This window comes from Trichocoleus sp. AS-A1, from assembly GCF_039962015.1.
Lineage (GTDB): Bacteria > Cyanobacteriota > Cyanobacteriia > Cyanobacteriales > FACHB-T130 > FACHB-T130.
The window spans coordinates 181,277-203,181 of the sequence record NZ_JAMPKG010000002.1 but is presented as its reverse complement, the minus strand read 5'-3'; the positions used below and the strand labels follow the sequence as shown (position 1 = coordinate 203,181).

The 21,905-nt window shown below is 46.5% G+C and carries 15 protein-coding genes; 6 read left to right on the top strand and 9 right to left on the bottom strand.

All coding sequences use genetic code 11. The annotated features are described in order from the left end of the window. Positions 1-85: 85 nt before the first annotated feature. The 6 genes from NC994_RS02545 to NC994_RS02520 all read right to left on the bottom strand — a co-directional run bounded on the left by NC994_RS02545 (position 86) and on the right by NC994_RS02520 (position 11,242). Positions 86-2,881, bottom strand: a complete 2,796-nt coding sequence (locus NC994_RS02545) for a SpoIIE family protein phosphatase (RefSeq protein WP_190440988.1) — start codon at positions 2,879-2,881, stop codon at positions 86-88. Between the two features lie 610 nt (positions 2,882-3,491). After that, entirely contained in the window at positions 3,492-6,479 is a 2,988-nt protein-coding gene (locus tag NC994_RS02540; protein WP_190440986.1) for a UPF0182 family protein, read from the bottom strand. Between the two features lie 75 nt (positions 6,480-6,554). Then, a complete protein-coding gene (locus tag NC994_RS02535) occupies positions 6,555-7,841 on the bottom strand; it encodes a glutamyl-tRNA reductase (protein WP_190429782.1) in 1,287 nt (428 codons plus the stop codon). A gap of 155 nt (positions 7,842-7,996) precedes the next feature. Beyond that, complete coding sequence (gene glpX / locus NC994_RS02530) at positions 7,997-9,034, bottom strand: class II fructose-bisphosphatase (protein ID WP_190415450.1); 1,038 nt, start codon at positions 9,032-9,034, stop codon at positions 7,997-7,999. Positions 9,035-9,227: 193 nt separating this feature from the next. Next, the gene (locus NC994_RS02525) at positions 9,228-10,145 is read right to left on the bottom strand and encodes an NAD(+) kinase (protein WP_190415730.1); all 918 of its coding nucleotides are present in this window, start codon (positions 10,143-10,145) and stop codon (positions 9,228-9,230) included. Positions 10,146-10,264: 119 nt separating this feature from the next. Then, on the bottom strand, positions 10,265-11,242 hold the full coding sequence (locus NC994_RS02520) for an SDR family oxidoreductase (RefSeq protein ID WP_190440984.1): 978 nt from the start codon (positions 11,240-11,242) through the stop codon (positions 10,265-10,267). 159 nt (positions 11,243-11,401) lie between these two features. Between NC994_RS02520 and NC994_RS02515 the strand changes: the two genes are divergently transcribed. Beyond that, positions 11,402-11,560, top strand: a complete 159-nt coding sequence (locus NC994_RS02515) for a hypothetical protein (protein ID WP_190441342.1) — start codon at positions 11,402-11,404, stop codon at positions 11,558-11,560. Here NC994_RS02515 and NC994_RS02510 read toward each other — a convergent pair. Beyond that, positions 11,522-11,635, bottom strand: coding sequence for a PetM family cytochrome b6-f complex subunit 7 (locus NC994_RS02510; RefSeq protein WP_190415454.1), 114 nt, complete (start codon positions 11,633-11,635; stop codon positions 11,522-11,524). The two genes, NC994_RS02515 and NC994_RS02510, sit on opposite strands and share 39 nt — an antisense overlap. Before the next feature lie 58 nt (positions 11,636-11,693). On the opposite strand from NC994_RS02510, the gene pdxA reads away from it, so the two are divergent. Continuing rightward, positions 11,694-12,866 (top strand): 4-hydroxythreonine-4-phosphate dehydrogenase PdxA, encoded by a 1,173-nt coding sequence (gene pdxA / locus NC994_RS02505; protein WP_347276605.1) that lies wholly within the window; start codon positions 11,694-11,696, stop codon positions 12,864-12,866. Between the two features lie 67 nt (positions 12,867-12,933). Next, positions 12,934-13,974 carry a phosphodiester glycosidase family protein gene (locus tag NC994_RS02500; protein ID WP_206753544.1) on the top strand — a complete coding sequence of 347 codons (1,041 nt, stop codon included), beginning with the start codon at positions 12,934-12,936 and terminating at the stop codon, positions 13,972-13,974. A gap of 110 nt (positions 13,975-14,084) precedes the next feature. Here NC994_RS02500 and NC994_RS02495 read toward each other — a convergent pair whose 3' ends face one another. Further along, positions 14,085-14,441: a hypothetical protein gene (locus NC994_RS02495; protein WP_190415458.1), complete on the bottom strand. Its 357-nt coding sequence runs from the start codon at positions 14,439-14,441 to the stop codon at positions 14,085-14,087. A gap of 598 nt (positions 14,442-15,039) precedes the next feature. Beyond that, a complete protein-coding gene (locus tag NC994_RS02490; protein WP_190440980.1) occupies positions 15,040-15,717 on the bottom strand; it encodes a response regulator transcription factor in 678 nt (225 codons plus the stop codon). Between the two features lie 150 nt (positions 15,718-15,867). Between NC994_RS02490 and NC994_RS02485 the strand changes: the two genes are divergently transcribed. The 3 genes from NC994_RS02485 to NC994_RS02475 all read left to right on the top strand — a co-directional run bounded on the left by NC994_RS02485 (position 15,868) and on the right by NC994_RS02475 (position 21,251). After that, the gene (locus NC994_RS02485; protein WP_190440976.1) at positions 15,868-19,611 is read left to right on the top strand and encodes a PAS domain S-box protein; all 3,744 of its coding nucleotides are present in this window, start codon (positions 15,868-15,870) and stop codon (positions 19,609-19,611) included. Positions 19,612-19,716: 105 nt separating this feature from the next. After that, positions 19,717-20,319, top strand: coding sequence for a DUF1517 domain-containing protein (locus NC994_RS02480; RefSeq protein ID WP_190440973.1), 603 nt, complete (start codon positions 19,717-19,719; stop codon positions 20,317-20,319). A gap of 50 nt (positions 20,320-20,369) precedes the next feature. Then, positions 20,370-21,251: a hypothetical protein gene (locus NC994_RS02475; RefSeq protein ID WP_190440971.1), complete on the top strand. Its 882-nt coding sequence runs from the start codon at positions 20,370-20,372 to the stop codon at positions 21,249-21,251. The last annotated feature ends 654 nt before the right edge of the window (positions 21,252-21,905 follow it).

Sequence of the window (21,905 nt, the reverse complement as noted above, 5' to 3'; positions counted from 1 at the left end):
ATACAAACAGCGCAGACTACAGCCTTTGGTGTGAAGGCAATGCAAGCTGTTTTGCATCTACAACAGATAAGAAGTCAAACTCGGCTTATTTCTGTTTAAGAATCAGCAAAGTGATGTCATCGTAAATTTTTTGCTCACCGATATGCCGTCGCAGATCCTCAATCACAGCTTGTTTAATTTCCTCAACGGTTTGTTGGCAGCTGCGGCTGACTATGTCGCACAGCCGATCTAACCCGTATTGCACCTTGAATCTATTTTCGGCTTCAGTAATGCCATCGGTGTACAGCACCACGACGTCCCCTGAGTGCAATTGCAACTGAATCTGGGCAACGAAATTGGTAATGTCTGCTTCTAGCCCAATTGGAAAGCCTAGATCAACCGTGTCAATTCGTTCGACCTTACCTCCGGAACGCACGACAATCATTTCTTCATGTTGCCCCGTCAGGCGCAGCGTTCCCGCTTGGTAGTCCAATAAGGAAAGGCTAAGATTTTTATCGGAACTCATCCGCTGCACATTGTGATAAATAGTGCGGTTGAGTACGTCCAAAAATTTTTTGGGGTCGGTTTCGTTGTTTTCCAGTAGCGTCCGGACTGCTGTCTGCACCATGATCGTTAAGACGCCGCTTTCGAGTCCGTGTCCAGTGACATCGCCGATCCCGATTTTGACTTTATCCTCATAATTGAGTACATCGTAGTAGTCGCCGCCTACCTCTTCGGCGGGTTCCATAAAGCTGGCAATCTCCAGTCCAGGAAGCGATTCAAGTTCTTGCTGTTTAGGCAATAGCATCTGTTGCAGTCGGCGCGTTACAGCTAACTCAGCGCTCATACGGATATTGTCGGCTTGAAGACGCTCGTTGAGGGCAAGAATCTCGGCGTTGGCGTGAGCGAGTTCGCTGGTGCGTTCGTCAACTTTTTGTTCCAAAGTGTGGCTGTAATTCCGCACCGCCTCCTCAGCTTGCTGGCGCTCGGTAATATCGCGCACCAGTACCACATATTCTTGAAAGTCCTGATTGAAACGGTTAGAGACGGCTGCCTCAACGATGGTGGGATGTTCGGGCGTTTTTAGGGTATGTTCGCTCCGACTCGACCAATTATCTGGCTGACCTGCTAAGGCGGGAAATATCTGGTTGAGACGACATCCTAGGAGATTGGGAGCGATCGCTTTTAATAGTTGCTCGGCGGCTGGGTTGGCTTGCCGAATAACGCCCTTTTCATCGACGACGAGAATCCCGTCAATGGCAATATTAAACAAATGCTCAGACTGTTCTCTGGCTTCGACGATTGCCATGACTTGGGGCAAACTTGTCCAGCAAGCGATCGCTACCCCAACAAAGGCAGCGATCAGCAGCATCACCACATAGAGATTGTTGCCATTCTGACCCAGGTCTACCGCCCCAATTCTGGCTCTAAACATCCAGCTAATCGTGGCAGCGCTACAGATCAGTAAGATCAGGATGACTACCTGAAACCCTACAAAATCGGATATTTTAGTTTGCGATCGCCCTCGGTAATGCTGAATCCACCAAGCAGCATGAAAGGGTGCCCACCGGATGCGGCGTATCACTTGATCTGCTGCCAAAATCCCTAGGGGAAATAGCAACCCAATCAAGAAGTCTTTCCAACCCCAAGCCAAACCCCCAACCGCTAAGACAACGACTTCCAGCAAAAAGAAGACCCCCGACCACCAAGGCAGAAATACCTCCGGTCTCTTTCGGCGCAGCCACAGTGCTAAATGTACCGACATGATAGACACAAACCAGCCGGTGTTACTCACCACCGCAATCCGGGCGACATCCCCCCAAGCTAGACAAATGAAAGTGAACAACAACGTCAGCACCAAAGCGGGACCGAATACACCCCGTCGGGACACCACAGCGAACACGGGAGATAAATGTCCGTCTGTAGCAAGTTGGTACAGCATTCGGGGACAGTTGGAAAGCACCGTCGCGCAACTCAGAAGCGACCCAGCAGCGAGAAAAAAGGTAACGATGATCGCTGCCGACTGCCCCCAGAACGGCGTAGAAACTGCTAACAAATTTAAGAAAGTGTCACTACCCAAACCTGGGTCGGTTGCTAAGCGCATCAGTACCCAGGAACCCCCCAGAAAGATGGGCGGCATGATCCAACAGGAGATACTTAGAAACCGCAACGTTTCATCAGGGCGTCGGCTATCAGCAACAAATGCAGACGCAGATTCACAAGCGTAGGTCGTGTAGGTGACGAAGAATAACCACTTCGCCCAATCTACAAAAGAGGGAGGCGACCAACTGGATGGGAAAAAGCCAGGACTTGCTGGGGAAATGGCTAACCAGCCGATGCCAAATAGACAAAAAGCGAGTAAAAGTCCAATTGCCGGGATAACAAAAAATAAGTGCAGGATACTTAAAGCGCGGGTGCCGCTAAACGCCAAAATAAACGCGATCAGCGTCAAGCCAATTTTCACAAGAGTATCGGGACAAGCAATTCCTAAAGGCTCCAGGTTTACCTTAATAAGTTCTGTAAGGACAACCACGTTAATCGCCAGCGTTGAAACCCAGCTGAAGAAGTAACCAACTGCCGCGTAACGGGCTAGCCCCGGATAGTGCTTTAGTAATCGGGTGGTATAGTTGGGCGTTCCTCCGGCTACGTCAGGAAAATGCCTGCCTAAGCGTTTTACTTGCAGGTTTAGCAAGATGCCAAGGATCGTTCCTGGCAACCAGACAAAAATAGCCCCCGTACCGAGAGCAATGTGCAGTACGGGGGCTATGGCAGGCCAAGAGATATGAGCCGTTACACCAAAGCCCCACGTTTCCAGAGAGCTAAGACTGCGGGGTAAGCGCGGGGCTGAGTACTGATTCGGAGGCGCAGAGTCTATGATTGTCGGCAATGGTGTTGAGGTCATCAGGTTTATTCGTATTTTTGTCTCAATTTATTTTTAAAGCTTGACAAGGAGAGCGATCGAGCTATTGAGATTTCCAGGAGATTAATTGCAGTAAGATACTTTTTTTAATTTATATGTCGAACTATTCCTATTTGAGTCCTGGCATGATGTCATCGTAAATTGTGCGCTCTGCAAATCTTCGCAGGTTTTCAACACAACGCTGTTCTCGCCAGTATTGCATCCTAGACCTGTTTTCGGCTTCGGTAATTTCATCGGTTATCTTAATTTATCTTCTCTAGAGATACTTGCCTATCTATTCATCGTTGATTTCATAGTTGATTGTTATTGGGATAGTCGTGATGAACCCCAAGCTAAAAACTATAAATTTGAATCAAATCTTTGAATTTGATTCAAATAGAAAGTTTGATGATTAGGTGATTCATATCCTTTCGCTTTATATCTCCAGCCGCAACCCTAATCGAGTATTAGTAAGGGTTCTGCTATGTAGCATCACCACAGAAAGTAGTATTCGTTTGATTTGATAACTACGTTTTTTTTGAGAACTTACACTTTGTAGAGATGCTTTCCAGAAAACATTTTTACAAAGTGTTAAATTCTTGGAATAAGCGATTTAAGGAGCGCCCGACGGTTCGACTGGACGGATAATTGCTGGGGTAGCGGATTCTTCGGGTTGAAAGATTGCCTGAAGTGCTTCTTCTAGAGTTTCTGCCATAACGATACGGTTTTCGTAAGCGACAATCACTCTCACTAATGTTGGTAGACTATTTTGTTCTGCTTCTAGATAAAGAGGTTCGACGTAGAGAAGCGATCGCTCAATTGGAATTACTAACAAATTACCTTGTATTGCCCTAGAACCCTGCCGATTCCATAGAGAAATCTGTTGAGAAATAACCGGATCTTGGTTGATTAAAGCTTCGATTTGCTCTGGGCCATAGACCAACTCCTGTTTGGGAAACCGATAAAGCAACAGCTTGCCGTAATTCTCCCCATCGGAACGCGCTGCTAACCAGGCAATTAAATTGTTACGTTGGGTGGGTGTAAAAGGAAGCAGCAGAATAAATTCTTCCTCCTGGGCAGTTGGCAGCCTTGTGATCAAGTAGTAGGGTTCTACGGGTCGCGGTTCGCTGCCATAAATCTCAGTCGGAACCTGCCACTGGTCTTCCCGGTTGTAGAACACCTGGGGGTCGGTCATGTGATAAGTCCGCAACCGTTCCGACTGAATGTTGAAAAAGTCCACTGGATAGCGGAGATGGCTCCGCAGGGAAGTGGGCATTGCATTTAATGGTTTTACTAGGTCGGGAAAGATAGCAGTCCAGGAGTTAATAATCGGGTCTTGGGGGTCGGCAACGTAAAAATTAACCGAACCGTTATAGGCATCGATGACGACTTTGACAGAGTTGCGGATGTAATTAAATTGGTTTTCTCCAGGATCGGAGTAAGGATAGCGATCGCTTGTCGTATAAGCGTCAATAATCCAGTAAAGGTAATTTTGCTCCTTGGATGCATCAGTCTTGGCAACCACTAAGTAGGGGTCGCTATCAAACCGCAAGAAAGGCGCGAGCTTCTGAACTCGCTGTGCAATATTACGACGAAACAACAGCTTGGTTTGCGGTGTGAAATTCCGCGTAAACATCATCTGCCAGTCTTTCAAATACTCGGCAAATAAAAGACGTCGCCACCACGAACCGATGGAGACGCCGCCAGTACCATCGTAAGTGTTATAAACATTCTCGTTGCCACTGGGATAATCTAACTCTTCGACTGTCGTTGGCGTCATCACATAAGTATTCGTGAGTTCGCCGTAGTAAATCCGGGGTATCCCAATCGGAATGCTGACTCGAATGCGTTCGCTGGATACATTTAAGGCATTGTTATCACCAGAATCTGCACTCGTTCCAATATCTTTAACAAAGTAATCTGGCAACCCACCTGCGCCAACTGTATTCACAGGGCTGAGGGTAAAGCCATAACCGTGAGTGTAAACTAAATGTTTATTAACCCAAGTTTGAGCTTCTTGGGGAACGGCATTGTAATCTAATTCTCTTGCTGCCAGAATCACCTGTCGCTTTTCGGTCCCATCGCTTTGTGCAGATGCTTCTAGCTTCAAAGTATACCGATCGATATCGGCGTCAGGAAATTTGTAGTAAAGCCGAATTTGTTGCAGTTGGCGATTTGTTTGTAACAGGGGACGTGTATCCCAAAGGCGAATATTGCGAATCGTCAGTTCATTTTGCTGGAGGTCTACGGCAGTAAGATTTGCTTGAGGGTCGAAGGTTTGAACGTCAATATTCTCTAAATTAAATGCTTCCCTCGTATAGGCAATACTGTGTTCAATATAGGTTCTTTCTCGCACCAACTCATTGGGTTGAACAATGAGGCGTTGCACTGCGACAGGTAAGCCAATTAAAAATAAAAAATTGAAAATTGAAAATCCCAACAAACCAATTTTTAATTTAAAAGTTTTAATTTTTAATTGAATTGTCTGCCAAAACAAAAGCAACGCGATCGCTAGTAAAAATACGCTCAATCCGGTATACAGTGGCAATCGCACGGTGACATCGGTGTAACTGGCACCATAAGTAACGCTGGTGGTGGAATACAACAATTGATACCGCAATAACCAATAACCGAGAGAGAGAGCAGCACATAGGCAACCGCTGAGTCCGTACAAATGGCGCATCTGGGATTTGGAAAACCCTAGAAATCTTCCCTCACTAAAACTATCTCCAGATAGCAAATATATTAGAGTGACTGCTGCAAAACCATACAAAAATAGTCCAAAAAACCAAAATTCTAGTAACTCCCAAACAGGCAACTGAAATACATAAAAGCTGATATCTCGTCCAAATAAGGGGTCAACACTGTTAAAACTGGTGGGATGAAAATACTGTAAAATTCTCGCCCAGTGGCTTGATAGCACCAGTCCAAAAAATAAACTGAGGACAAGCGCGATCGCAGTTAACAAAAACTGCGGATAAATCAACACCAGCGCCGCCGATACCAACACCACGACAACCTGCCAGATGCTAGAGAGCATCTTTCTACCCATCTGCCAGATCAAGTCAGGCTGAAACCAAACTGGCAACAGAGGAGATACACTTGGCAACCCGACCTTAGAATGCCAATAACTCGTGGCTATTTGACTGTAGTGCAGCAGCATCAACCCGATTGCTAAACTAAGTACCCCTAGCAAAGGCAAAAGCGATCGCAATTTCAGTGCTGAGGACTGAGGACGGATCGAAGAAAAAGATTCTCTTTGGTACTCTTGACTTAAGACTTTATCTCCCCTAACTCCCGCACCAACGCGCTGCTTCGCTAGAAAAAAGGGAGAATCAACCTCCCCCTTTTTAAACCCTGTTGGGGGGATCTCTTTAGAATACTTAAGACGATGGGCAAGATATAGATTACCCAGTAAAAAGCCAGCGGTGACGATAAATGCGATCGCCCACAACCCCGCTTGAGTGCTTACCCTGAGAAGAAACGCCGGTAGATATCCGACTTCCTGAAACCAAAAAACATCTGCTACTAGGTAAGCGACTAGATCGAAGGCTAGCCACAGTCCTAGTAGCAGTAAAAGTCCTGGAAAAATTCGATTCATTATTCATTGTTCGTTGTTCGTTGTTCATTGTTCATAGAAGTTTGCCATGAACCCTGAACGATGAACCCCGAACGATTAGCTAAATTGTTCGCCTATATCCAGGTTAAACAGAGTTTGGAGTGCCTGCATCGCTTTGCGTCTGGCTTCGATATCCTGCTGCGATCGCAGTTGTACCATCGGATCGTGCAGAATTTTATTGACAATTCCGCGCGTTAGTGCCTCGATAACTTCTTGATGTCTTTCGGCAAATTCCGTACCCAAGCGAGACAAAGCTTTTTCTAACTCTTGGGTGCGAATCGTTTCCATTTTATCGCGCAGGCAGCTGATGGTAGGAACGGTTTCCAGAGATCGCCACCAGAGATCAAAGGCTTCCACCTCTTCTTCTAGCAATTCCTGGGCTTCCATTGCCATCTTGCGGCGGCTTTCGTGATTCTGAGCCACCACTGCCTTTAAGTCATCGACATTAAACGCCTGCACGTTGTCCAGATCGTTAACATCCCCATCCACATTACGCGGCACGGAAATATCAAAGATCATCAAACCTCGGTGCGCTTCCAGGTGAATTTCCAGTTTCGATCGATTTAACAGGGGTTCTGTGGAAGAGGTACTGGTAAACACTAAATCCGAGGAAGCGATCGCTGACATCATTTCTGACAGTGGATACAGTTGCAACTGTGCCTCTGGGAACTGATTCGCCAATTCCTGTGCCCGTTGCATAGAACGGTTCAACACCGAGATGTGAACCGCTCCTTTTGCCAGTAAATGTTGCACTAACAGCCGGGACATTTTCCCCGCACCTAGAATCATCACTCGACAAGCTGCCAAGTTCTGGGCTTTGATCTGGGCTAACTCTACCGCTGCTGAACTGATGGAGACAGCACCCGTACCGATACTGGTTTCCGTCCGAACTCGCTTCCCAGCAGTCAGTGCTTGCTTGAACAACCGATTCAGGATGCTACCAATGCCCTTGTATTGCTGTCCCAGTTTGTGAGTATGTTTCACTTGCGCCAGGATTTGCCCTTCCCCCAGCACCAAACTATCTAAACCTGCTGACACCCGCATCAAGTGCATAACTGCATCTTCATGCAACAAAACAAACAAGTGTTGCCGCAGTTGATGGAGGGGAAATTTGCTGTGTTCGGAAAGAAATTGGGTGACTTCCCGAACGCCCTGTTCGGTTTCATGAGCAACGATGTAAATTTCCAGGCGGTTGCAGGTGCTAAGAATCGCGACTTCTGCAATGTGGGGGTAGCTCATGAGGGCAAGAGTTGCACCTTCACACGCTGGCTCTGGAATACTTAATTTTTCCCGAATCTCAACCGGCGCTGTTTTATGGCTAAGACCTACGACTGCAATATTCATTTGCTAATTGCTAATTACTAATTGCTTATTGGGTTGATGGTTAAAAGATTAGAAGATTGGAGATTGAAGGGTGAAGATTGAAGGGTGAAAGTTAACCTGCACAACCTTCAACCTGCAACCTACAACCTGCAACCCGATTTCCGATTATCCGCAGACTACCTCAATTGCAGTTGCTTCGGCTCTTCAAACATGTGGATCGTATCAACAAAGCGGGCGGTCTGCGACTGGCTAGAAATGACCAAGCTTTGAGTCCGTGCCCCACCCTTGAAGAACCGCACGCCTTCCATGAGCGTACCAGGAGTGATACCACAAGCTGCGAACAGAACTGTCTTGCCAGAGGCGAGTTCCTCAGCACTGTAAACTTTGTCTGGGTCTGTGATGCCCATGCTATTAAGCCGTGCGATATTGCTCTCTCTGCTCTCTCCGATCAATCCAGTTTTCACCACATCTGGATCGTAGATCAGCTGACCTTGGAAGTGTCCACCCAGACAGCGCAGAGCGGCTGCTGAGATGACGCCTTCGGGTGCAGCACCAATTCCCATCAAAGCGTGAATATTGGTACCGGCAAAGGCGCAGGAGATGGCAGCAGAAACGTCACCATCGCTGATCAGTCGCACTCTGGCTCCCGCTTGCCGGATTTCTTGAATCAGTTCTTTGTGACGAGGGCGATCCATCACTACGACCACCAGTTCCTCAATCGAGCGACCCAGGCACTCTGCGAGAATCTTCAGGTTTTGGGTGGCGGACTTGTTAATATCAACATGACCGCGTGCAACTGGGGGCGCTGCCAGCTTTTTCATGTAAAAGTCAGGAGCGGCAAACAAACCGCCTTTTTCAGCAATTGCCAGAACTGCCATTGAACCATTTTGACCGTAGGCAACGAGGTTGGTGCCTTCGCAAGGGTCAACGGCAATGTCAATCTCAATTAATTCATCTGGGTTGCAATAAGTTTTGGCATCTTCGCGGGTACAGATACCAACTTCTTCTCCGATATACAACATGGGGGCATCATCCCGTTCGCCTTCACCGATGACGATCCGACCCCGCATATAAATTTTGTTCATCCGCTCCCGCATGGCTTCCACCGCGACTTGGTCAGCGATGTTTTTTTCGCCTTTTCCCATCCACCGGGAGGATGCGATCGCAGCTTGCTCAACTACCTCTATAATTTCTAATCCCAGCGTGTTTTCCACAAAAATTATCCTCTCAACTGCTTGATTTAGCGTCGTTTCATCTGGCGATTCCAGTTAGAAGTCTATCAGAGGGGGGATACCCAAAGCTGGAGATTAACGGCTTGGTTTATGTTAACTTTTGTAATTCGTCCGGCTGATGGGTCATGGGTCATTCGTTGGGAAATCACGAATAACTCATGACTCCTGGCTTTTTTTAGGGCAATTCAACCGATGTCGGTTTAGCAATGTGAGGCAGACCCCAACCGAGTTTTTCTCGTAAAATTCGGAAAAACTCAGGGGATTGTAAGCGGATGAATCGAGCTGAAAAAGGCGATCGCTCCAGATACACCCGATCTTCTGGCAATACATAGCACCCAGCATTGCCATCTACCACCATCACCAGTCGGTTAGGATTTGCGGGGAAAATCGTCACAGGTTCGCTATCTGCAAACACCAATGCCCTAGACGCCAGTGAATGAGGACAAATCGGTACTAACTGTAATGTCGGCACCCCAGGCGTCACCACCGGCCCCCCAGCACTCAACGAGTAAGCCGTCGAGCCAGTCGGGGTCGAGATAATCACCCCGTCTGCGGCAATATCCATCAGCGCGTGACGCCCAATCAGCACCTCAAAATGGCACATACTGGTGAGCGGTTCCCGATGAATCACCATTTCATTCAGGCACAGCGCTTCCCACAGCCGGACATTATCGCGAAATAGTTGCACCGCGAGCATCGCCCGCTCTTCGACTTCATACTCCCCAGCCATGAGCATTTCCAGCGCTTGCGGGATCTGGTTCACATAAGCTTCAGTGAGAAAACCCATGTGCCCAGTATTCACCGCCAGCAAGGGAATCCCGCAAGGTGCCACTTGGCGAAATGCCGCCAGAACCGTGCCATCTCCCCCTAACACCACGGCAAATTTCATCTCTTCATCAAAGCCGGGGGGAGCCAGGGAATCGATTGGGGTATGACATACCGGACGATCGGGGCGAGAATATCCCAAAATCCCACCGGAACCTGTTGTCATGCAAACTTCCCAACCAGCGGCTGTCAGCTTGTCTTTTAACTCTGTTGCAGCGCGACAAGCTACAGGTTTGGTGTCATTGTATATAATCCCTGCTTTGGGCACGCTTCGAGTCCGGTAGTAGTTCATTCTTAATTGTTAGCGATCGAGGATTGGTTTTTAGGTATGTAACCTATTAAAAACCAACAACTAACAACTCACTTTGCTTTGAGGCTGTAATCAGTTCAAGAGGTATAGGGCATCTTCTTTTTATTCTGCTTTTTATTTTTTGATTTTTCGTAATCAATTTCCTTGAGTTTTTTCAAGATGCGACTGAAGTAGTCTTGCAGGTATGCCTCCAAAGTCGTGATTTGGGCTGAGTCTATCCCGAAGACTTGATAAACCTCATCCATCGACGCATTCAGGGGTTTGCCGGTCGCTACCACTTCGGCAAAAGCCAACCGATCTGCTAGGTTCCAGCCCCATTCAAAAAAGCGAGCGATCCGTCGCACTGTCCGCAGTAAGCCCAAAGGCATCCGCGTCACCTTGGATTCTCGCCCAGAAAGACGTTCGCACAGGCGGATGATTTCATAAGCACCCCAAGCGCGAGAACCGACAATCGGGAAGGTTTTCTTTTCAGTTTCCGGAACCTTCAGGGCTTTGATTGCAAACTTAGCAATATCCTGAGTGTCCATGTAAGCCACCGGAGAGGTGTCCCCTGTCACCCATACAGCTTGTCCATCTAAGATCGGCACTGCATACTGACCAATCAGCCCTTGCATAAAGCCGCAAGGTCGCAAAATGGTGTAATTTAACCCGGATTCTGCTAAGAAAAGCTCCGTACACCGCTTGATTTCCATCAACGGGACATTGGGATACTTTTCAGCATCCAAGATGGAAAAGAAGATAAAACGATCAACTTTGGCAGCGCTGGCGGCTTGAATCAGCGCTACTTTGCCATCCCAGTCTACCTGTTTGATACTGGTGCCGTCTGTCGGTCGTGAAGTTGCCGCATCAATCACGGCTGTGACACCTTCAAAGGCTACTTTCAGGCTTTCAGGATTGGTGAGATCGCCGCCGACTAACTCAGCTCCCCATTCTTTTAAAAATGCCGCCTTCTTCGCACTTCGTACCAGACAGCGAACTTGATAGCCCTCTTCTATTGCCCGACGAGCCACCTGTCTGCCCAGGGTGCCGGTGGCACCGACAATTAATAAAGTCATCTAGTAATTAGTAAGGAATCTTAAACTTTCTATAAGATGTTATCAGAAATCTCAGAATTAACGCAAAGAAAGTTTACAAAACTAGTAATCAGAGCGATCGCGCACCTCAATTGCTAGTCGCTAATCCTATGAAAATGCCCAATAGTAAATTCTCGCCAGATGACAAAGCAACGGGCGAGGAACAAATCAACGATTCGTTTTTATGGCAACGGACAAGCTGCTAGGCGCGTTGATGGAACACGCCCCCGCGAGGCTTGCCCTTGCTTTCAGGGGTTGCCCTTAGAGGGACTCGTTTTCGCCGCCTTGGATTTTGAGTAACAAAAAGCCTAGACCCAGACCCACTAAAATCAGGGTAGAGGACAATATAGCTGCATTAAAAATCTCACCGCTCATCGGTTGTAGGCTCCTTCGGAATCAATTAAAAAGTTTAGAGTATTTTAAACTGAAAGCTGTGAAAACTTTCTTTACACAAACACCGACCAATCTCACACAACGGCAAGAACGTCCTCGGTTAGCGGTAACACTGGGAGATCCGGCGGGGATTGGGCCAGAGGTGGTGCTGAAGGCGTTGGCAGATCCGATTACCGAAAATTGCGAGATTACTGTCGTTGGCAGTCGGGGACTGTTGCAAGAAACTTATCATCGATTGACCCGGCAATGTAAGGGCACGGTGCCGCGGCCCTCCCAGCAACAGGAGCAAAGCCTGCCTACACAGACTTTAGAAGCGGGTGGGGAGGCATCTGAGTTGGTGTCAGCACCGCTAGCAGACCCGGCACAGTTATCAATTCTTGATGTCCCACTGGATGGGGAAATAGAGCGGCAAATCAAGATTGGGACTGGGAATGCTGCGAGTGGCGCGGCAAGTTTTGCTTATATGGAAACAGCGATCGCGCACACGCTTTCGGGTGAGTTCCAAGGCATTGTGACTGGCCCGATTGCTAAATCTGCTTGGAAAGCCGCAGGATATGATTATCCGGGTCAAACAGAATTGTTAGCCAAGCGTTCTGGCGTCCAGCGATTTGGGATGTTATTTGTGGCGCGATCGCCGCATACTGGCTGGACACTCCGCACTTTACTTGCGACTACTCATATTCCCCTCCGTCAAGTCGCTGAGGTGCTGACACCGCAACTGCTGACGAGTAAGCTTGATTTGCTGGTGGAATGCTTAAAAGCAGATTTTGGGATAGAAAAGGCGAAGATAGCGATCGCTGGATTAAATCCCCACAGCGGCGAACAAGGTCAACTAGGACGAGAAGAAATCGATTGGTTAATCCCTTGGCTAGAGCAACAACGGCGACCCGAGCTGCAACTGGATGGCCCAATTCCCCCAGATACGATGTGGGTAAAGCCCGGTCAAGCCTGGTTCGGTTCAAATGGCATCTCATCGGCTCACGATGCTTACTTGGCGCTCTATCATGACCAAGGCTTAATCCCCGTTAAACTGATGGCATTTGACCGAGCGGTGAATACTTCTATCGGTCTTCCCTTCATCCGCACCTCCCCCGATCACGGGACTGCTTTTAATATCGCTAGTCAGGGAATTGCCGATGCTACCAGTATGAAGGCAGCGATTCAACTTGGGGCTGAATTAGCCGCTCGGAGGACAGCCGCGAACGCTATGTAGCTTTCGCTAGCGAATCAGGTATCGTCAGCCAGATTAATTCGAGAAGAGATTGTTCATGTTTGCATATTTGATTTTTAGCGCGATCGCTCAAAGCATCCACTTGAGCGCTCCCAAACTTCCTGCGTCTAAATCTGAGAACGATCGAGCCAAGTTCGAGCGAATAGCAACCTCAACAGTACCAACGAACTCCGCCTTCGCAGACTTAAGGTATTTAAAAACCGCACAGAGGGGTTTTGCCGTTTTACCTGTTGCTTATGTAACCGCGAATTCTATTCACCGGGAACATTCTCTAGGGTTGGATGCTAAAAACGGTATCTCCTCACAAACACCATTTGTTAAAAGCGATCGCAATCAAAAATTCTTTCCTCTTGGTTTTAAAGCTATTAGAAGTGCGCCAGGAGTTACGCTTTATAACCAAAAATCTGATTATGTGCAAGTTGTTGATTTGAGCCAAGGCGCGTCTGTCAAATTCCTTTATGGCGAGATTACCAATCCCGGTAAGAAACAAGGCGCTTATGGAGGAAACGATCCTAAGTTGAGACGCCAAACGCTGACACAAGCTTGGAAAAATTTCTATTCTTTTAATAAAAAAGCTTTTTCGATAACGAATGGTCAGTTTTTCAGAAATGACACTAAATCCGCCACCATCACTAACTTAGCTTTTCCAGTTAAAGCCAATGGAATCATTATGAGTGACGGCTATGCAGGCGAAAGTGAATTTGCTAGCCAAAAGCTGATGCTTGCGGTTTGGAAGAATCGCGCAGAAATTAGCGTTTTCAATGGTAAAAACTCTCTTTACTCTTCTTCAGCTCCCAATATCATTGTTGGTTTAAGCGAAAAGGCGAATAAATTTATGAACAAAAATTTAGGTAGAACTTTTATGGGAGTCCTAGATAGAGACTCTAATGGAATCTCCGAAACCGTTTTAATTTTTAATTCGAGTGATTCAACTCAGTTTCATGCAGCACAGACACTAAAAAAGTTTGGTGCAGATCAAGTAGTTATGCTCGATGGTGGCGGCTCTTCACAGTTGCTTGCTCAGGGTGTAAATTATATTACATCTCCAAGAACAATTCCCCAAACTATTGGCGTGGTGAGCGCTCCTTGAGCAAAGAGTAGGCAGGAATAAAAATGCGATCGCAAGGAATGCCCTGTTGATTCAGGTAGGGTGCGATCGCATTTTCATTTTTTGCTTTCTTCATTTTAAACCTTTGCAAATTAGGTAAACCAAGTAGATGGGGAAAAACTCTGCTCAGACGAGCTAGGAAGTTGATGTTTAATCCAATCTCTCTTCCTTTGGAGAATCTCAAAAATTCCTTGGCGAATTACTGTTTCTATGTGCAGCTTTCTTTCTCCAGAGCAGTAACGGCGATTACATTTCTCTGAAAGTTTTTGACCATCCTCGATCGCAGCGTATACGTTAGGAACTCGACTCAAGGTATAAGTCATTAATTCTTTATATAATCTAGAATTTAAAAAAGCTCCGTATTCAAAATACTCTTGTTCATTGTCTAAGATTTGAGCAATTTCATCGGCAACCCATAACATTGTTAAATTGATGGTTCGATTAGCCATTTTAACCTCACTTTTTATCTAATAACATTCTGGTTTTGTCTGGTTGATTTTCTAATTTATATCTATTATTTTTACTTTTAAAAACATCAACGTCTTGCCCGAAGCAAATTTTAAAACTGGAGATTTTCTCTTATTTCATTTATGAAGTTTTCACGTAAAAACACAGATGAAATTTAATTACTTTCTTTGCAAATAAAGAGACAAAAATAGTACTTATAGGCTGACTAATAGGTAATAATTTCCCCCAGCCATAAAGTTTACGGGTATCTTGCTTAGAGGTTTTTGTTAACATCGGCTGCTTTGTAAACTCAAGGCATGAATACTAACAGGAAACTCAGCTTCTATTGGATTAATATCAGTTCATCTACTAGCACAAAGAGAGCATACTGGATTAATCGCTTCTAGCGTATGCCGACTAACCCAGTCTGCATTAAAAGGAGGTCGTCAGATTGGGAAACAGACTCTAGCCTGTTTTGAATCTAAGATTACGTCTCAAATGTAAAAAACTAGAGGAGAAATCGGGAAGAAATCGAGAAGAAATGAAAAAAACAGTAAACTTTTGCAAATAATATTTTGCTGCTGTTTACAAAGCATCAAATTAAGATAGCTGTTTAAGGCGATACCCAATACCGTGAATTGTCTCAATCAAATCGGGCGGTGCGCCTACTGCTCTGAGTTTCTGCCGTAGGCTTTTAATATGGGCTTTAACAGTCTCCTCCTCTGGCGGTTCCTCAAGAGACCATACGTGTTCAATGATGCTACTGCGGCTGAGTACCCGCCGACCATTGCGGAGGAATAGCTCCAATAAAGAATATTCCTTGCGGGTTAAGTGCAAAGATTGCTCAGCATAGTTAACTTCATAGGTACTAGGGTTAAAGCGCAAGCTGCCCCACTCTAGCACTGGAGACGCTGAGGAACTTCCTCGACGCAACAAAGCGCGTATCCGGGCTAATAACTCTGGCAGATCGATCGGTTTAACAATATAATCATCCGCTCCAGCATCTAAGCCGGTGACTTTATCTGCGCTAGTGTCACGGGCAGTGATCATGAGGATTGGCTGGTTGTAGTCATGAGAGCGCAATCGACGGCAAAGGCTTATGCCATCTAGCTTAGGCAGCATTACATCTAGCAAAATTAAGTCATACGTAACGGTTTGGACTTGATCCCAAGCAGCTTCCCCATCTGTCACCACATCAACCACATAAGTTTGATCGGTAAGAGCTTCTACTAAAGCTTCTGCAAGACGCAAATCATCTTCTATTAGAAGGATTCTCATTGCATAAATTGCTTTTAGTTGATAAAAAACGGGAAATAAAGATGATTGATAAAGTCTCTAATTGGCTAAACTGCCCTATTCATAGAATATCATCTATCATTCGGACGATTAACGCAGGATAAACAGTAACCTTAGCAAGAAAACAATGCGATGAAGTGGCCTATTAAAAAAACAATGATTATCAGCGGTTTAGGGTTGGCATTGTTGCTACTCGGTGCAACAAGTACAGCTTCGTATTGGAGCATGACTCAACCGATCGAATGCCATGAATGGATACAGCACACTGAAGAAGTTGTGCAGAACCTTGATGAGATGCTTTCTACGCTAAAAGATATTCAAGCAAAGGAACGCAACGATATCCTAAGGGGCGACGAAACTTGGCTAAACACCGCTCCCGCGGCTAGTCCGGAAATTGGCTCGAAAATTCAAAAGCTCCGAAAGTTGACGGGCGATAACTCCCTGCAACAGACAAAGTTGAATGTGCTTGAGTCTTTAGTGACAAAGGAACTCCCTGTAGTCGAAAAGTTAGTTTCCTTGCGGCAAAACAATGATGAAGATGCGGCGGGTCAGATTGCCCTGATTGAAGAGGAGCAAAAGCGTCAGGGTGAGATTCGCCAGTTAATTCAGCAGATGCAGAATGATGAGCGAGCATTTTTACAGCAGCGATCGCTAGCAGTATCAACCAGCGCTCAAAATACAATCCTGATGCATTATCTTGGCACAGGCTCGGTTTTTTTGCTTTTATGCTGGGTTTATTTCCTTCTGTATAGCGAAAATGCAAAGCGTCAACGCGCAGAGGAAGCACTCAGAAAGGTTAATGAGGAACTAGAAATCAGAGTTCAGGAACGAACCGCAGAAATCCTTAGTACGAATGAATTGCTGCTGGCTGAAATTATCGAGCGCAAGCGAGCTGAAGAAGCGTTACATCTAACCCAATTTTGTGTCGATCGGGCGGTATATGCGATCGCTTGGATAAATCCGGAAGGGCGGTTTGTCTATGTAAACGACGCCCTTTGTCATTCCATCGGTTATTCACGAGAAGAATTACTCTCGATGAGTCTATATGACGTAAATCCGGACATTTCCCCAGCAGTCTGGCCAGATATTTGGCAAGCTATCAAGCAACGCGGCTCTCTCTCCCTGGAGTCTCATCATCGTAGCAAAGATGGCAGGATATTCCCGATTGAGGTGACAGGCAATTACTTGCAGTTTAAGGGCAAGGAGTACGCTAGTTTTTTTGCTCGCGATATCAGCGATCGCCTGCGGCACGCTACGCTACGCCAACAAGCAGAATTCGCTCTCAAAGAGAGCGAACAACGGCTCCAGGCAATTCTAGATAACTCCCAAGCAATTATCTACCTTAAAGACACTTCTTGCCGACACATTCTAGTCAATCGCCAGTTTGAAAATTTATTGCACCTCACTAGAGAGCAAGTTCTCGGCAAAAACGATTACGATATATTTCCCAAGGAAATCGCAGATAGATTGGTGTCCAACGACAAGAGAGTGCTTGAATCTGGAAGTTCCTTTGAGTTTGAAGAACTCATTCCTTGCCCCGACGGTATCCGCACTTACTTATCGCTCAAGTTTCTCATTCATAACACTGAAGGGATTCCCTACGCAATTGGTGGCATTTCCACCGATATTAGCGATCGCAAAGCTGCTGAAGAAGCACTGAGAATTAGTGAGGAACGCTTTCGGATTGCGCTCAAAAATTCACCCATCGTTGTCTTTAATCAAGACACCGATTTACGCTACACCTGGGTACATCATCCCACCTCAAGGGTTGTTGACGAAGTTTTACTAGGAAAATTAGAAACCGAAGTCTTTTCGCCTGAAGATGCCCAACAGCTGGTAGCGATTAAGCGCCCGGTGCTGGAAAGCGGAATTGGAACGCGCAAACAGACGTGTATTGCACTCAATGGAAAAGTTCGCCACTACGATTTAACCGTAGAGCCGTTGCGGAATCCAACCGGGGAAGTTATTGGCATTACCGGCTCAGCGATGGATATTACCGACATCCGTACTAGGGAAGAACAACTGCGAGCAATCTTCGAGGGCGCACTCGAAGTGATATTAATTACAGATGACGAGGGCGCTTATGTGGAGGCGAATCCAGCCGCCTGCCAACTACTGGGGCTGCAACTTTCAGAACTTTTGGGAAAGCGGATTGCAGACTTTCTGGAGCCTAGTTTCGATTTTGAACAGGCGTGGCACAGCTTCCAAAAACAAGGGCTGGCAACCGGAGAATTGCGCCTCCTTCATCCAGATGGAACCGTGCGAGAAGTTGAGTATGCGGCTAGAGCTAATTTTCTTCCTGGGCGAAATCTATCGGTGCTACGCGACATCACCGTGCGTAAACAAGCGGAGGCAGCGCTACGGGAAAGCGAGGCTCGCTTCCGCATGATGGCTGATAGCGCCCCCGTTATGATCTGGATGTCCGATCCAGACGCACTTTGTACGTTTTTCAACCAGACTTGGCTAAACTTTACCGGACGGACTCTAGAACAAGAAATTGGGAATAGTTGGTTGGAAGGCGTGCATTCCGAAGATATTCAGCATTGTTTAGATAGCTACTTATCCGCTTTCAATTCCCGAATGTCCTTTTGTATAGAATATCGATTGAGAAAGGCTGATGGCGAATACGGTTGGATTGTAGATAAAGGAGTTCCCCGGTTTACCCCAGAAGGAGATTTTGCGGGTTACATTGGCACCTGCATCGACATTACCGAGCGCAAAGCTAACGAGGAAGCGCTGAAGGAAAGCCAACGTTTCATTCAGAAAATTGCTGATACAACGCCTAATTGGCTCTACATTTATGACATAATCCAAGATTGTAATGTTTATGCCAATCGTCGAACGGAAGACTTTTTTCAATGCACCCAGGCAGAAATTCAAGCAATCGGATCGCGGATTTTATCAGATTTTTTACACCCAGAAGATTTCGCTAAAATCGAGGAATTTAGCAAAGAGTTTGCCACTACTACAGAAGATCAAGTAATCGAAAAAGAATACCGGATGAAAAACGCCACGGGTGAATGGCGTTGGTTTCATATCAGTGAGGTTGTCTTTACAAGAACTGCTGACGGTAGACCCGAACAAATCCTAGGTACAGGAGTAGACATCACCGATGTTAAAAAAGCGGAAGAAATTCATCTGGCGCTAGAAAGAGAAAAAGAACTCAGTCAGCTTCAGATGCGCTTTTTTTCAATGGTTTCCCATGAATTTCGCACTCCAATCAGCACGATTTTACTCTCTTCGCAATCCTTAGAACATTCCTTCGAGCGATGGTCAAAAGAGAAATTATTGAAAAATATTGCTCGGATTCAAGCCAGTGCCAAACACATGGTTCAGCTATTAGAAGATATTCTAATAATCAATAGAGCAGAAGCTGGAAAACTAGAATTTAATCCCGCGTCTATTGACATCAAAAAGCTTTGCTATTACTTAACCGAAGAAATGCGGTTAATTGCGGGTAGTAGAAATTCAATAATATTTGTCAGCCAAGGAGATAGCCCAAACTCAGCAATCGATGAAAAACTTCTGCGCTCGATTGTTACCAATTTACTCTCCAATGCGATTAGATACTCCCCCCAAGGCAGTCATATTCATTTTTCCCTCGTTTGCGATCGCCAAGAGGCAACTCTGCAAATTAGGGATAAAGGCATTGGTATTCCACCAGAAGACCAACTTCATCTATTTGAGCCGTTCTATCGAGGGGAAAATGTTGGAAATGTCGCTGGTTCGGGATTAGGACTAACCGTGACTAAGAAGTGTGTGGACTTACACGGCGGCACAATTACAGTAAAGAGTGAAGTCGGGGTGGGAACCACTTGCACTGTGACATTGCCTTTATACAACCCTGTAAGGTCAGGAAGTCTCCAGCCCAGCTAGAGCAGTCAAACCATTCTGAGGGTAGACGGCTGCGATCGCACCCACCGAGTAAAGTAAAAAAGTAGCTCAATTGACTAAGATTGGCATTTGGTAGCAAGATAAGTCATGACTTCTTGGCGCGATCGCTTCAATCAAATCAGTGGCAAAAGCCGCTTCGTAGTCTGTCGTTTGTTTGTCCATCTAGCAGGTGCAGAGGTTGCGCCTCTGTTGGGAGTTTTAAATCGTGCTGCTAGAGAAGCCGTCGAAGCTGACGGGGATCTGCAAATTTTGGGCGAAGGACTGGTTGAAATTTGTCAGAACCTCTTACAGTACGATACTTACTGGCAATCCGCAGCGAATGAAGGCGACGTTTTCTGGAATGAAGGTGAAGCTGGAGACTATGTGAATGAATTGTTCACAGACTCTGCTGAGCGCTATTTGAGCGAACCAGACTTCAGCCAACCCTCTCACGGAAATGAACCCTTGTCATTGCCAGTTACTCGCAACTTGATTGTGATGATTACGGTGGCTTACGAGGGGGAAGTTCCCCCACTCGAAGGCGGTCTCGCCAATCTTAGTGCGCTTAAAGAAGGTCTAAAAGCCTTGGTTAATCTGCACTATCAGGAAAGGCTGCGAGCAATACAAGTTCACTTTTCTCCAGCGCAGTTGGGTGATGAACTCACAAACGATCAATTGTTGCTGAATTTTCCAGAACTGATTCCTCTTTAGATTCCCCTTTAATGGCTAATAGCTTCCTCATCAAAATTATTCATCCGTTTATGTTACGTAGATTGACCATTCTTTTCATGTCTCTGACGTTGTGCTTCACAACGGTAGCTTGTGGTAGTCCCTCAACCACAACCCAAGCCCCATCTCAGAATCGGGACTTTAAGACAACGACCACTCAAAGTCGTTTGCCTGACGGTCAATATCCAGTCCAGCAGGCAACCTACAATGATGCCAATGGGGAATACACCCTCATGTTGCTCAATACCCCTCCGGGCACGCCCGCCGTTTATCGCTCTACAGATTTGCAAATGGCACGTCTGACAGACGAAGAAATTAAGTCTGGTCAGAAGGGTTATGTGAAAGCAGCTAACGGTCAGGCATCTCTGCACATTCCAGAAGACTTCAAAATTGAATACGTTCACAACGTCACTGAAACGCGACCCGACCCTCAAACAGGTCAACCCCAGACCGTGGTCGTGCGTCAGCAGTCAAGCTTCTGGGCACCTTTTGCAGGAGCATTGGCAGGTCAAGCCGTAGGCAGTTTGTTGTTTACGCCGCGTTACTATATGCCGCCAGTGTATCAACCGGGCGGAATTATGAGAGGTTACGGCGGATACGGCAACACTTATAGTCAAGCAGTTCAGCAATACCAAACCCGTTATCAAGCGCCGCCACCAGCTGTTAGAAATCGTCAAACCTTGCGGACAACTGGGCGCTTAAGATCGCCTTCATCCAGTCAACCGACCAGCATTCGTCGAGTCCCGCAAAGCGGAAACCGTTCTACTGGATCGGGTTATGGTTCCAGCACGCTGCGTCGCTCTAACGGATCGACTCCCAGCCGCGCGAATAGAAGTCCCAGTTTTGGCAGCGGATCGCGATCGCGTCCCAGTCGTAGTCGGGGATCGTTTGGTTCTGGTGGCAGACGCCGCTAATTATCGAGAGCGTGGGTAACGCCTATTCTCCTAGCTAGCTCTGTAAGCGCACATTGCCTTGCGCTTACAGAGTCAAAAGAAATTTTTACAAGCTGTATCTTATTGCTTTTGGCCGTTTGAGAAGACTCTGGGGCTGAACTTCCTGGAACCCCTCCCCGCAAGCGCGGAGGGAAATTAACTTGCGGTTACGAGTATTAAGTCAAACAAAAAACGCCCAACAAAAACTTGAGGGCGTTGATCATCAGGGTGCATCTACTAAATTCAATATACCTCACTGAGGGGTCACACCCCCCACCCCTAATAAAAGATTGTTATAAAACTTCTCAATCGCTCCTCAAAAAGCCAAACGTTCTGGCTGTCGCGCGTTATCCCCCTTCACTTTATTAGCGGCTACATCAGGGCTTCCTCTTTACCCACCTTGGTAGGTAGTGTAGCGGTGCGTCCATTGCGGGGGTTAAGGAACTGTTGCAGACGATTTGCACAACAAAATGACATTACTACCAGAAGCTGCTTCTACCAGCTTCAAAGAACCGAGTAGCCGCCCATAGCCTGCGCGATCGCTACTCCCCTAAAAACAAAAAACGCCCAACAAAAACTTGAGGGCGTCGATCATCAGGGTGCATCTACTAAATTCAATATACCCCACTGAGGGGT